General features: G+C 68.3%; 13 protein-coding genes. 9 read left to right on the forward strand and 4 right to left on the reverse strand.

Annotated elements, in window-relative coordinates; translation table 11 throughout:
• The first annotated feature begins 676 nt into the window (after positions 1-676).
• The 9 genes from rpsP (at position 677) to GUY59_RS42950 (ending at position 5,891) form a co-directional block, all read left to right on the forward strand.
• Positions 677-1,120: a 30S ribosomal protein S16 gene (rpsP, locus tag GUY59_RS42910; RefSeq protein WP_132335354.1), complete on the forward strand. Its 444-nt coding sequence runs from the start codon at positions 677-679 to the stop codon at positions 1,118-1,120.
• Position 1,121: 1 nt separating this feature from the next.
• On the forward strand, positions 1,122-1,367 hold the full coding sequence (locus GUY59_RS42915; protein WP_132335352.1) for an RNA-binding protein: 246 nt from the start codon (positions 1,122-1,124) through the stop codon (positions 1,365-1,367).
• Positions 1,368-1,433: 66 nt separating this feature from the next.
• Positions 1,434-1,934 (forward strand): ribosome maturation factor RimM, encoded by a 501-nt coding sequence (rimM, locus tag GUY59_RS42920; RefSeq protein ID WP_138207919.1) that lies wholly within the window; start codon positions 1,434-1,436, stop codon positions 1,932-1,934.
• A complete protein-coding gene (trmD, locus tag GUY59_RS42925; RefSeq protein WP_138207921.1) occupies positions 1,931-2,713 on the forward strand; it encodes a tRNA (guanosine(37)-N1)-methyltransferase TrmD in 783 nt (260 codons plus the stop codon). Before rimM ends, trmD begins: the two co-directional genes overlap by 4 nt.
• A gap of 137 nt (positions 2,714-2,850) precedes the next feature.
• A complete protein-coding gene (gene rplS, locus GUY59_RS42930) occupies positions 2,851-3,213 on the forward strand; it encodes a 50S ribosomal protein L19 (RefSeq protein WP_132335346.1) in 363 nt (120 codons plus the stop codon).
• A 141-nt stretch (positions 3,214-3,354) separates the two neighbouring features.
• Positions 3,355-4,212, forward strand: a complete 858-nt coding sequence (gene lepB, locus GUY59_RS42935) for a signal peptidase I (RefSeq protein WP_165959764.1) — start codon at positions 3,355-3,357, stop codon at positions 4,210-4,212.
• A complete protein-coding gene (lepB, locus tag GUY59_RS42940; RefSeq protein WP_138207923.1) occupies positions 4,212-4,808 on the forward strand; it encodes a signal peptidase I in 597 nt (198 codons plus the stop codon). The genes lepB (GUY59_RS42935) and lepB (GUY59_RS42940) overlap by 1 nt, the downstream gene beginning before the upstream one ends.
• A gap of 51 nt (positions 4,809-4,859) precedes the next feature.
• On the forward strand, positions 4,860-5,528 hold the full coding sequence (locus GUY59_RS42945; RefSeq protein ID WP_138207925.1) for a ribonuclease HII: 669 nt from the start codon (positions 4,860-4,862) through the stop codon (positions 5,526-5,528).
• A 39-nt stretch (positions 5,529-5,567) separates the two neighbouring features.
• Complete coding sequence (locus GUY59_RS42950; RefSeq protein WP_026215037.1) at positions 5,568-5,891, forward strand: DUF2469 domain-containing protein; 324 nt, start codon at positions 5,568-5,570, stop codon at positions 5,889-5,891.
• Between the two features lie 495 nt (positions 5,892-6,386).
• On the opposite strand, the gene GUY59_RS42955 is transcribed toward GUY59_RS42950, so the two are convergent.
• From GUY59_RS42955 to GUY59_RS42970, 4 genes are all read right to left on the reverse strand, one after another.
• The gene (locus tag GUY59_RS42955; RefSeq protein WP_138207931.1) at positions 6,387-7,295 is read right to left on the reverse strand and encodes a tyrosine recombinase XerC; all 909 of its coding nucleotides are present in this window, start codon (positions 7,293-7,295) and stop codon (positions 6,387-6,389) included.
• Between the two features lie 557 nt (positions 7,296-7,852).
• Positions 7,853-9,184 (reverse strand): DNA-processing protein DprA, encoded by a 1,332-nt coding sequence (gene dprA / locus GUY59_RS42960; RefSeq protein ID WP_252375215.1) that lies wholly within the window; start codon positions 9,182-9,184, stop codon positions 7,853-7,855.
• A gap of 399 nt (positions 9,185-9,583) precedes the next feature.
• Positions 9,584-11,119 carry a YifB family Mg chelatase-like AAA ATPase gene (locus GUY59_RS42965; RefSeq protein WP_138207929.1) on the reverse strand — a complete coding sequence of 512 codons (1,536 nt, stop codon included), beginning with the start codon at positions 11,117-11,119 and terminating at the stop codon, positions 9,584-9,586.
• Positions 11,120-11,479 carry a YraN family protein gene (locus tag GUY59_RS42970; protein WP_132335338.1) on the reverse strand — a complete coding sequence of 120 codons (360 nt, stop codon included), beginning with the start codon at positions 11,477-11,479 and terminating at the stop codon, positions 11,120-11,122.
• Positions 11,480-12,142 lie beyond the last annotated feature (663 nt).

Consider the following 12,142-nt stretch of genomic DNA (forward strand, 5'->3'; position numbering starts at 1 on the left):
GTCTCGCCCGCCCCCACCCACCAGTCGCCGTGCCTGCGCGTCCTTGGCTGGTCCATCCGCTGGTCGGGTGTCTGTCGTAAAGTCCACCCCGCTGGTTGAGTGTCCGTCGTTGCCGCCCAAGTCCACCCGCAGCTTGGCGCCCCCGGCGCTGCCCACCAGCTTCTCGGAGACCCGCCCTAACCCACGAGTTCCGTCCCTGCTTGGTCGGCCGTGTCAATGCCGGGCCGGGCCGTCCGTTGTGCGACGAGCCCGCCTCTCATCCGCTTGACGTAACGCTGACGCCCACTGGTGTGCCCGTGCCCGGCCCGGCGAGCGCGTTCCGCCCCCCGATGCGTACACGATCGTCACCCCAGCCAGGGAAGTCGTGGAGTCCGGTCGGATGCGGGTGCGTGAGGACGGAGAGCTTGAAACAGGGGTGCGCGGGGTGGGGCGTATCCGGACCGACGCGGTCGTAACGGAAGGGAGGACGGGAGCTTGCCGACCCTTTGCGGCGACGTGCCGCCTACGGTCGTGGGCAGTGTCGTCGATCTGGCACAATGACATGTTGGAACACCGTGACCAGGCGGGTGCCCTCTCACCTCCCGCCGGACACGCCTGTCCCTGGAGCGTCGTTCCGTCGTGCCCCACTCGGCGAGGCGCCGTTCACCCACATGCGAATGCAGGAGAGACCACACCCGTGGCAGTCAAGATCAAGCTCAAGCGGCTCGGCATGATCCGCAACGCTCAATACCGCATCGTCGTCGCCGACAGCCGCACCAAGCGTGACGGCCGGGCGATCGAGGAGATCGGCCTTTACCACCCGAAGGAAAACCCTTCGCGCATCGTGATCAACGCTGAGCGTGCGGCCTACTGGCTGGGTGTCGGCGCGCAGCCGACGGAGCCGGTGCTCAAGCTCCTCAAGCTCACCGGTGACTGGCAGAAGTTCAAGGGCGAGCCCGCCCCCGAGCCTCTCAAGGTCGCTGAGCCCGCGCCTGACCGCCACGCCCTTTACGAGGCCGCGGCCAAGGAGGCGCTGTCCGGTGGCGACACCGGCACGGCCGCCACCACGCCGCCGAAGAGGGCCAAGAAGAAGGAAGAGGCCGAGGCCCCCGCCGAGACCCAGGCCGAGGGCGAGGCCTGACGTGCTCGAGGAGGCTCTCGAGCACCTCGTCAAGGGCATCGTCGAACATCCAGACGATGTCCGGGTTCGCGCACGCCGCATCCGCAGCGGGCGCGTCCTGGAGGTCCGGGTGCACCCCGAGGACCTGGGGAAGGTCATCGGACGCGGCGGGCGCACCGCCAAGGCGCTGCGCACGGTCGTGAACGCCCTGGCCGACGGGAAGTACGTGCGAGTCGATCTGCTCGATCTGCACGAAGTAGTCCGTTAGCGTCAGGTTTGTGCGCCCTCATCGGTCTTCCGATGGGGGCGCTCGCGTTGAGAAAGGGCGGTTCACGTGCAGCTGGTCGTCGGCCGGATAGGCCGTCCGCACGGCGTACGCGGTGAGGTGACCGTGGAGGTGCGCACCGACGATCCCGAGCTGCGCTTCGCCCCAGGCACGTCGATCGCCACCGACCCCCCAGGCAGGGGGCCGCTCGTCGTGGAAGGCCGCCGCTGGCACAAGGGTCTGCTGCTGGTGTCGTTCGCCGGGATCTCCGGCCGTGACGCGGCCGAGGACCTGCGCAACACGATCCTGGTCATCGACTCCGCCGAGGTGGCGCCGCTCGACGACCCCGACGAGTTCCACGACCACCAGCTCATCGGCCTGGCAGTCGAGACCGCGTCCGGTGAGCCCGTGGGTGAGGTCACCGATGTGCTCCACCACGGCCAGGACCTCCTGGTCGTACGCCGGAAAGAGGCCGACGACGCGCTGATCCCGTTCGTGAAGGCTCTTGTGCCCGTGGTCGATGTGGAGGCCGGGCGGCTGGTCGTCGATCCGCCGGAGGGCCTGTTGTGACGCGGATCGACATCATCTCGATCTTTCCCGAATACTTCGCGCCGCTCGACGTCTCTTTGATCGGCAAGGCGCGCGAGCGCGGCACGATCGACGTACGCGTGCACCAGCTCCGTGACTGGGCACACGACGTGCACAGGACCGTGGACGACACCCCCTACGGCGGAGGGCCGGGCATGGTCATGAAACCCGAGGTGTGGGGCGAGGCCATCGACTCCGTGATCGGCGACGGGGCGCCCCGGATGGTCGTGCCGACCCCGAGTGGGCGGCCGTTCACCCAGGAGCTGGCGCAGGAGCTGGCGGGAGAGCCGTGGCTGTTGTTCGCGTGCGGGCGTTACGAGGGGATCGATACACGCGTCGTGGAGGAATATGCCGGGCGGCTGCGGGTCGACGAGGTCTGCATCGGCGACTACGTGCTGGCCGGCGGCGAGGTGGCCGTGCTGGTCATGGTGGAGGCCGTCGGCAGGCTGCTGCCGGGGGTGCTGGGCAACGCCCAGTCGGCCGTCGACGACTCCTTCGCCCCCGGGTCCATGCGCAACCTCGTCGAGGGCCCCGTCTACACGAAGCCTCCCGTCTGGCGGGGGCGCGAGGTGCCTGACGTGCTGCTGTCCGGACATCACGGAAAAATCGCTAGATGGCGGCGGGACGAGGCGCTGCGCCGTACCGTACGAAACCGGCCCGAACTCGCGGCGGAGCTCGACCCCGAGACGCTTGACAAGCACGACAGGAAACTGCTCGAGGAGCTGTCGTTTCGCGTCGAGCCGGAAGATATGGCAAACTGAATCGCTGCCAACCTGTTGTGGTTGGTCTGTCATGCCCGGGAAACGGTCCTGGGTTTCATCACATCAGCAGGCGTGTCCGCCACGAGCCATGGCCGGGTGGACCTCCGCGTGCTCACGAGGACTTGAGGACAGCTCTCATGCACACGAAGATCCAGGAGCTCGAGAAGGCGACCCTGCGCAGCGATGTGCCGGATTTCCGCCCCGGTGACACGCTCGAGGTTCACGTACGCGTCGTCGAAGGCAGCCGCTCCCGCATCCAGGTCTTCAAGGGCTTCGTGCTGCGCAGGCAGGGCAGCGGCGCCCGCGAGACCTTCACCGTTCGCAAGGTCAGCTACGGCGTCGGCGTCGAGCGCACCTTCCCCGTGCACAGCCCCGTCATCGAGAAGATCGTGCTCGTCTCCCGCGGTGACGTGCGCCGCGCGAAGCTTTACTACATGCGTGACCTGCGCGGTAAGGCCGCCCGCATCCGCGAGAAGCGTGAGACGACTCCCGCGAAGTAACCTTCGTTCTTTCCGAGGTCCGCGCCATGGCGCGGACCTTTCGGCTTTACGGGGCCGTTTCCTTTATGTGGAGCGACTCGTGCGTGGGTGTAACGTCGGTCCAGGCTTGTCGAGCCGGGACATCATCTAGGCTCGTCAGCGATGACTAGCGAGAGCCAGGAGCACGGCGCTGTGCGCCGCCCTGTCGAGGACGAGGTGGACGTGGTCGCCGAAGAGACTCAGAAGCCGGCCAAGGGCGGAAATAAAGAGAAGAAGGGGTCGTTCTGGAAAGAGCTTCCTGTTCTTGTCGTTGTCGCCCTGGTGCTGGCCCTGATCATCAAAACCTTTGTGGTCCAGGCCTTCTACATTCCGTCAGAGTCGATGGAAAACACCCTGCTGACCAACGATCGGGTTCTCGTCAACAAGCTCGTCTACCACACCCGCGACATCGAGCGCGGCGACGTGGTGGTCTTCTCGGGCGTCGACTCCTGGGACGGCGAGTTCCAGATGGAGGAGCCGTCCAATCCTGTCGCGGCGTTCTTCCGCTGGGTCGGCACGGCGTTCGGCGTCATCCCCGGCGAGAAGGACTACATCAAGCGGGTCATCGGCGTCGGCGGCGACCACGTCAAGTGTTGCGACTCCAAGGGCCGCATCACCGTGAACGGCACGCCGATCGACGAGGAGAGCTACCTCTATCCGGGCAACGTGCCCTCTGACAAGTTCTTCGACGTCACCGTTCCGCCCGACCGGCTGTGGGTGATGGGCGACCATCGTTCGGTGTCACTCGACTCACGCGCCCACACCGGCGACGCGGGCGGCGGGTCCATCCCGGTGAGTCAGGTCATCGGACGTGCGTTCGTGATCGTATGGCCGTTCGACCGCGCATCTTCGATAGACATCCCCGACACGTTCGCCCAACCCGCGCTCCAGGCGCTCGGCGGGTCCGTACCGCTGGTCGCCGGGTTCGGGCTGGCCGTACCCTTGGTCCTGGTCCGGCGCCGGCTGCGGAGGAAGCGCTGATGGCCGTCACCAAGAAGGCGGAGGGTGTGGGAAAAGAGAAGAAAAAGAAGGGCAGCTTCCGCGAGACGGTGTTGCTGCTCGTCCTGGGCGTCGGCATCGCGCTGCTGCTGCAGACCTTCGTGGTCGGGTCGTTCTACATCCCGTCGGTGTCGATGGAGAACACCCTGCAGCTCGACGACCGCATCTTCGTCAACAAGCTCTCGGGCAAGCCGGAGCGCGGCGACATCGTGGTGTTCAAGGGCTGGAACGGCGAAGACACCATCAAGCGCGTCATCGGGGTCGGCGGCGACCACGTCAAGTGCTGCGACGCCGACAAGCGCATCACCATCAACGGCAAGCTGCTCGACGAGTCCTCCTACCTCTACCCCGACGATTACGCTTCCGGCGATAAGTTCGACGTCAAGGTGCCGGCCGGCAAGCTCTGGCTGATGGGCGACCACCGCAGCGCCTCGGCCGACTCCCGGGCGCACATGCGGGAGCCGGGTGGCGGCTTCATCTCGGAAGACGCGGTGATCGGCAAGGCCGTGGTGCGCTACTGGCCGTTGTCGCGGGGCTATCTCTTCTCCCAGCCCGAGGCTTTCGACAAGGTCAAGTAGATAAGCTTTCGGTCGCGGTTTGCGGCGAATGAGGCGTACGCTGCCTCTGTCATGACAGTTGCGTTCCGCCCTCGACCCAGCGTCGTCCGGCGAGATTCCGGACTCTACGCCTATGAACGGGCGCTCGCCCGCCGCGGCCTCACCCCCATCGCGGGTGTCGACGAGGCCGGCCGTGGCGCGTGCGCGGGACCGCTCGTGGTCGCGGCCGTCATCCTGCGCAAGCCGGTCGACGGCCTGAGCGACTCGAAACTGCTCGCTCCGGCGGTGCGCGAACGCCTCTACGACGCGATCGTGCGGGTCGCCCACGTGGGCGTCGTGACCATTCCGCCCGAGGAGATCGACGCCAAAGGTCTTCACAAATGCAACGTTTCGGGAATGCGGCGCGCTGTCGCACAGTTGTCCTGTGACCCTGAGTACATCCTGACGGACGGCTTCCCGGTGCCCGGGTTGCCCGCGCCGTCACTAGCCGTGTGGAAGGGGGACCAGGTGGCCGCATGCGTGGCGGCCGCGTCGATCGTGGCCAAGGTGACGAGGGATCGCCTGATGGTCGCGCTGGACGAGCGCTTCCCGCAGTACGGCTTCGCCGAGCACAAGGGGTATGTCACACCAGGACACCGGCTGGCGCTGGAAACGCATGGTCCGTGTCCTGATCACCGTTACTCCTTCGTCACGGTGGCGAGGGGGATGGGTGAGAATGAAATGGGGGCCGGGGTTGCCTGACCAGGCAAACCGGGGGACCGGTACGACAGGAGGACCGCGATGAGCGCAGAGGATCTCGAAAAGTACGAAACCGAGATGGAGCTGCAGCTTTACCGCGAATACCGCGATGTCGTCGGTTTGTTCACATACGTGGTGGAGACTGAGCGGCGGTTCTATCTGACCAACTCAGTCGATCTCGATGTCCGCACTGCGGAGAACGGCGACGTCTTCTTCGACGTGAAGATGCAGGACGCTTGGGTGTGGGACATGTACCGGCCCGCCCGGTTCGTGAAGAACGTACGGGTCGTCACGTTCAAGGACGTGAACGTCGAAGAACTGGCGAAGGCCGACCTGGAGATGCCCAAGGAGGGCTTCTCGGGGTGACGGCGCGACCAGGGCGCTGAGAGGGCCACCACCTCTGGCATGCCGCGCTTGAGCGCCGACGTGGCCCTCAACACCTTTTCCAGGGCTGGTCTCCCTGGAGACGGGCCACCGAAGGACTCCTGGGAATGGGCTTCCCAAACGGTTCAGAGGGACGGCCACGGGGTGGGCGCTTCTGGGGACGGACTCCAGGGAACGACCTCACAAGAAAGGGCTGCAGGGACCGGACCCCACGGAGGACGGGCTCTTGGACGAGTTCCAGGGAACGGACGATTCCCGTACCGAGTTGGCGTGTCCTCGGGCTGTGGCCTACGTCAGTGACTCGGAGTGATCCCGCTGGGTCTTTCGTTGTGTCGGTGCGGCGCTGATGCGGTGGCACGACGCGGAGACGTGGGGCCTGGATGTTTGACGTGGGGCTTGAACGTTGTGGGGCGGTTGCCGGTGCCGTGCCGAGGCGGTGCGCACGCCGGAGTGGCGTCGGCCGTGATTTTTCGCCCGTCAGGCCCTGGGATGGGCCTGACGGTAGGCCGCGCGCAGACGATCGATGGAGACGTGGGTGTAGATCTGCGTGGTGTTCAGCGACGCGTGCCCGAGCAACTCCTGGACGCTGCGCAGGTCCGCCCCGCCCTCCAGCAGGTGTGTCGCCGCGGTGTGCCGGAGACCGTGCGGCCCCATGTCGGGCGCTCCTTCGACCTGTGCCAGCCGCGCGTGTACCACCCGCCGGACGGTCCCCGCGTCGATGCGGCCGCCACGGACCCCGAGGAACAGCGCGGGCCCCGATCTCGCTCGGGCCCACAGCGGACGCCCGTGAATGCACCACCTGTCCAGGGCCCGCAACGCGGGCAGCCCGAACGGCACCGAACGCTCCTTGCGCCCCTTACCGAGAACCCTGAGGACGTGCCGGTCGCGGTCGACGTCGTCGACGTCCAGGGCGCACAACTCGCTCACCCGCACGCCCGTGGCGTACAAGAGCTCCAGCAACGCCTGGTCGCGTAGTTCCTTCGGCTCCGCGGCGGCAGGGACCTCCATCGCGGCCTGCGCCTGCTCCTGGTCGAGTACGGATGGCAGCGAGCGGGCCGTCTTGGCGGTGCCCAGCAGCAATCCCGGATCTGTGGTCAGCCAGCCGCGGCGATGGCAGTAGGCGGTGAAGGTGCGGGCGCAGGCGGTCCGGCGTGCCAGCGTGGATCTGGCCTTTCCCTCCTCGTGCTGGTAGGCCAGCCACTCCCTGAGAGCTCCGATGTCCAGAGCGTCGAGTTCCCCGCCCAAGTGCTCGAGCAGAGAGGTGACGTCGGTCAGGTAGGCACGGACCGTGTGTGGTGAGAGATCGCGCTCCAGCCGCAGGTACCGGCCGAACTCGGCCAGCACCTCGTCCCTCGTCACAGCCGCGGCACCATCCTCACGAACCATGTCTTCCACGCCCCCATCATCGTCGGTGTCGCCATGGTGTTGTGTCGCCATCGTTTCCGCCGGCCATGGTGCCGGCCCTGTCGCCTATGGCCGTCAACGTGTCGTGCCCCTCGTCATGCGCGTCAGCCGCCTCCCACTGCCCGGCCTGTCCTTTGATGCCGGCTGTCGTGCCTACGGCGGCTCTCGTACGCGTCGTCCTGACTTCCCGGCTGCCCGTCCTTCGCCGGCGTACGTCGTGGTCGTCGTTCCGCTGCTGCACCCCTCGCGATGTGCTTTCCCTCTCCGACCGTGCCCGCGCGTCGACGATGCCACGTGTGGTGAGCGGCGACGTCAACAAGCGGTTGTCATGATCTTCAACTATGTCGGCAAAAAGTAGGAGTCACTGGTGCGCGGTTCTCTTCGCCTTTCGGCGGGCGCACGACAGACTGTTGTGCGCGGCCATCGCGGTGCTCTCCCTCCGGTCTTGATGCAGGCCCTCCAAGGATCACGCGATGGCCGTCACCATGTCCATGCCGGTGCGCAGGGCCACACGGTGTGCGTCCGGCCACCGCCGGCTGTCAGGGGTCCAGCCCCTCCGCGGAGATCGGCGAGTCGTCAGGGAACGGTGGGTCGTCTGTCTGGTCGGCGGCCTCCGCGGTGAGCGGGGGTTGCAGGGCGGCCGCTTCGGGAGCCTTGCGATAGCTGGTCGCCGGCTTGCGCAGGCGCCAGCCGTTCGCGGCGCGTTCGATGTAGCCTGCGGCTGCCAGGCCGCCCAGCGCGCTCAAGGCCGTATCCAGGCCCACCCCCGCAGCCACCGCGATCGAGGCCGGTCCCGCGCCGCCTCGGGCGGGAATGGCGTCCAGCACCCTCTTGGTGGATTCGTTCAGTCTGTCCCTGGAGACGGCGGGGACTCGGCTCTGCGGGGCCAGGTCGTCGCCTATCACGCCGACCAGGTCGATCATCTCTTCAGGCGTGGTCACGCAGACTGCTCTGCGCTCCCGAAGCAGCCGGTGGCAGCCGGCCGACTGGCTTGACGTGATGGGGCCAGGCACCGCCGCCAGGTGCCTGTTGAGGGACAGCGCATGCGCGGCCGTGTTGAGCGCGCCGCTGCGCAACGCCGCCTCCACCACCACGGTGCCCCTCGACAGGGCGGCGATCAGGCGGTTTCTGACGAGAAAGCGTGCCCGGGTGGGATGGACGCCCGGTGGGCATTCGCTGATCACGACGCCCTGCTCCCTCACGGCCGCGAACAGGGTGTCGTGGCTGCTCGGATAGCAGACGTCCACGCCGCACGCCAGGACGGCCACCGTGGGCGAATCGGCCGCCAGAGCTCCTTTGTGCGCCGCCCCGTCCACGCCGTACGCGCCACCTGACACGACCGTCCAGCCGGACTCGCTGAGCCCGACACCGAACTGGGCCGCGATGTGCGAACCGTAGGACGTGGCGGCACGGGCGCCGACCACCGCGACGGACTTCAGGCACGCGAAGCGGAGGTCGGCCGTGCCGTGCAGCCACAGCCCGAGAGGACGGCTGGCCCCCAGTTGGTCCAGCTGGGTCGGCCATTCCGGACTGCCGGGGACGATCAGCCTCGCTCCAGCCCTCTCACCTGCTTCCAGGTCGCCCGCGGGTTTGGCGGCCGCCAGCCGGGCGTACCAGGCGTTCAGCCGGCCGGTCAGGTCGGGCGGGCGCTCGTGCTGGGCCTCGCGCGCGGCGAACTCGGGAGGCAAGGCGCGTGCACGGATTGCTGCCGCCGCCTCCGAGGCGCCGTACTGGGCGACGAGGCGACCCATGACGGGGTCGCCCACGTCGGTGGCGCGCATGAGAGCGGCCCTGGCCACCAGTTCGTTCGTCTCCTCCCGCACCTGCCCCGATGGTGGGGTCATGGTGACCGCGGCCCGCCCAGAGATCACGGAAGCTGAGGCCTCCGTGGTGGACGGAAGAGTGCGCACGGTTCGATGGGTGGGCGGGAGCGAGGCGGCCGGCTCGGGTGGGGACGTCGGCGACGGAATGGTGGATGGCGTGGGCTGGGTGTCTGTATCGGCTGCGGAGGCCGGGGGCGACGTGGTCGCGGGAGCGGACGGCATGGGGCTGCTGGTAGTGCTTTCGTGAAGGGGAACGGACATGGACGGGCCAAAGGGGTCTCGGGAACGGGCAGGACTGGTGCAGGGCTGAAACAAGGGGCCGGGGCGCATGCGGGAGGCAGGGAACCGACCCTGGTGATCTCGCCGGAGGGCCTCTCCGGAACCGGGGCTTCGCAGCCGGAGAGGGCCATGAGGCGGTGACACGGGGTCTTGCGGGGAACGGTTGCGTCATGACGTGACTCCCAGCCAGAAGCTGAGGGCGGCCGTGGTCTCGTCCTCCTCCGGGCGCTCCTTGCCCGCCAGGTCGGCGAGGGTCCAGGCGACCCGCACCACGCGGTCGAGGCCCCGGGCGGTGAGGATGCCGGAGTCGAGGCCGGACGTCATGGGCCGCATGGCCGCCTCACCTGGGCGGTGGTCGGCACGCAGGATTGAGGAGGGAATCTCGGCGTTGGTGCGCCAGGGGGTGCCGGCCAGACGTTTGGCGGCTCGGTCGCGGGCCACGAGCACGCGTTCGGCCACGGTCTTGCTGGTCTCCACGAACTGCCGGTCGGCCAGCAGTTCGCGCCTGGTCGAGCGGGCGACCGTGACCTTCATGTCTATGCGGTCAAGGAGCGGGCCCGAGAGCCTGCCGAGGTAGCGGCGTCTGGTCGTGGGCGAACATTTGCACGCCTCGCTCTTGTCGTCGGCCTGGGCGCAGGGGCAGGGATTGGCGGCCAGGACGAGCATGAAGCGGGCAGGGAACGTGACCGAGCCCGCCGATCTGGACACCGTCACCCGGCCGGACTCCAGCGGCTGCCGCAGGGCGTCAAGAACGTGACGGGGAAACTCGGGAGCCTCGTCCATGAACAGCAGGCCCCTGTGGGCAAGCGAGACCGCACCCGGACGCACGACCGCGCTGCCGCCGCCGATGATCGCGGCGGACGTCGCCGTGTGGTGCGGGGCGACGAACGGTGGCCTGCTCATCATGGGGGAGTCGGGCGGCAACACCCCCGCGACGGAATGGATGGCGGTGACCTCCAGGGCGTGATCGAGCCCCAGATCCGGCAGGAGGGTGGGGAGGCGTTCGGCCAGCAGGGTCTTGCCGGTGCCGGGAGGGCCGAGCATCCACAGGTTGTGGCCGCCAGCCGCGCACACTTCGAGGGCTCGGCGGGCCACCGGCTGGCCTACGACGTCAGACAGGTCGACCGCGGGGTCGATGGTGGACCTGCGTGCCTCCCCGCAGTCGTCGACCCGGGTCAGCGGCGGGTCGTCCCCCGTGCGCAGCCACTCGACCAGCTGCCGCAGGCCGGCCATGGGGACGACCTTCACATCGGGCACCAGAGCCGCCTCGGCCGCGTTGGCGGACGGTACGACGACCGTGGCGCCACCGTGCCCGGCGGCACCGAGCACCGAGGGGAGGACACCGCGCACGGGTCTGATGCGGCCGTCGAGGCCCAGCTCACCCAGGAAGAACGGCTCCGCGATGCGCTCGGCGGGGATCACGCCCGCCGCGCCCAGGATCGCCACGGCTATGGCCAAATCGAACTGCGACCCCCGCTTGGGCAGGCTGGCAGGAAACAGGCTGACGATGATGCGGGCGTCGGGCCATGGGTAGCTGCTGTTGACCACAGCGGACCTGACCCGGTCGCGGGCCTCGCTGAGCGCGGTGTCGGGGAGGCCGATGAGGTGGATGCCCGCCAATCCGTTGCCCACGTCGGCCTCGACCTCCACGGTGCGGCCGGTGACGCCGACGACGGCCACGCTGCGGGTGCGGGCCACGGCCATCTAGATCGCCCCCCGCACGTGGCGCAGTGCGAAATCGCCGGCGAAGCGTTCAAGGGCGATCACGTCCACGCGCACGGAGTCGAAGGTGCGCTGCTGCGTGGCCAGCCACTTGGCCGCCAGCATGTTGAGGCGGGCCAGCTTGGCCCTGCTCACGCCCTCCAGAGCCGTGCCGTGTGACGTGCCCGACCGTGTCTTGACCTCGACCACGATCAAACTGGGGCCTTCTTCGGCGATGACGTCGATCTCGCCATGACGGCAGCGCCAGTTGCGCTCGATCACCTTCATTCCCTGTGCCTCCAGGTAGGTCACGGCTAGCTGCTCGCCTTGCCTGCCGAGGTCGAGTCTGTTGTTCGCGGGCATGTGCCACCTCCGTCTGGTTGCCGCCGACTCTCGTGGATTCGAGGCGGGGGAGGCCGGCTGAACGGGGTTCTGGGGATGGCGGGAGTTGTTACCGCGAGGTTGTGGATAACCGGCGTGCCGTTGGCGGACGTACCTGGTCAGCTGTGGCGCGGACGGCGGTCGCCCCTCCTGCGGTGCCGTTTACGGTGTCGGCCTTGTGGCGCGATGTGCCGGTGAGAGGGGGACCGGGAGCGCAGGCGCCGACGTACGGTCGTGACCAGGCTGAGGAGAAGGAACGCTCCCAGCAGCGCGCTCAGGGCGATCGCGCTCGCGGCGGGGACGGCCGGAGCCGGGAGCGTCAGGAAGAGCGCGGGTCGGTTGGATGGCCGTGCCTCGTGAACCGGCCGTGCGATGAGAACGCCGGTGGATCTCGGGGGCGCCGCTGGTGGATTGGGCGCGGTGGCCCTTCTCGTCGGCGCCGGCGCTGGTGGTAGGGGTGCGATGGCCTGTCGGGCCGTGAGGGCTGGTGGTAGGGGCGCGGTGGTCCGTCGTGCTGTACCTGTTGGTGGTGCGGGCGTTGTGGTCCACCATGCCGCGAGAGCCGCTGGTACGGGTGCCGCGCTCCATCGAACTGCGGGGCCTGGCGGACCGGGTGCGGGGGAGGCTGTCGACAGGGGGATGGCG

The sequence above is a fragment of the Nonomuraea sp. K271 genome (assembly GCF_009908215.1).
In the GTDB taxonomy this organism is placed as follows: domain Bacteria; phylum Actinomycetota; class Actinomycetes; order Streptosporangiales; family Streptosporangiaceae; genus Nonomuraea; species Nonomuraea longispora.

Coding starts and splice junctions, on each gene's coding strand:
- rplS (WP_132335346.1), top strand. CDS start 2,851: ATGCACACGAAGATCCAGGAGCTCGAGAAGGCGACCCTGCGCAGCGAT.
- lepB (WP_165959764.1), top strand. CDS start 3,355: ATGACTAGCGAGAGCCAGGAGCACGGCGCTGTGCGCCGCCCTGTCGAG.
- lepB (WP_138207923.1), top strand. CDS start 4,212: ATGGCCGTCACCAAGAAGGCGGAGGGTGTGGGAAAAGAGAAGAAAAAG.
- GUY59_RS42945 (WP_138207925.1), top strand. CDS start 4,860: ATGACAGTTGCGTTCCGCCCTCGACCCAGCGTCGTCCGGCGAGATTCC.
- GUY59_RS42950 (WP_026215037.1), top strand. CDS start 5,568: ATGAGCGCAGAGGATCTCGAAAAGTACGAAACCGAGATGGAGCTGCAG.
- GUY59_RS42955 (WP_138207931.1), bottom strand. CDS start 7,295: ATGGTTCGTGAGGATGGTGCCGCGGCTGTGACGAGGGACGAGGTGCTG.
- GUY59_RS42965 (WP_138207929.1), bottom strand. CDS start 11,119: ATGGCCGTGGCCCGCACCCGCAGCGTGGCCGTCGTCGGCGTCACCGGC.
- GUY59_RS42970 (WP_132335338.1), bottom strand. CDS start 11,479: ATGCCCGCGAACAACAGACTCGACCTCGGCAGGCAAGGCGAGCAGCTA.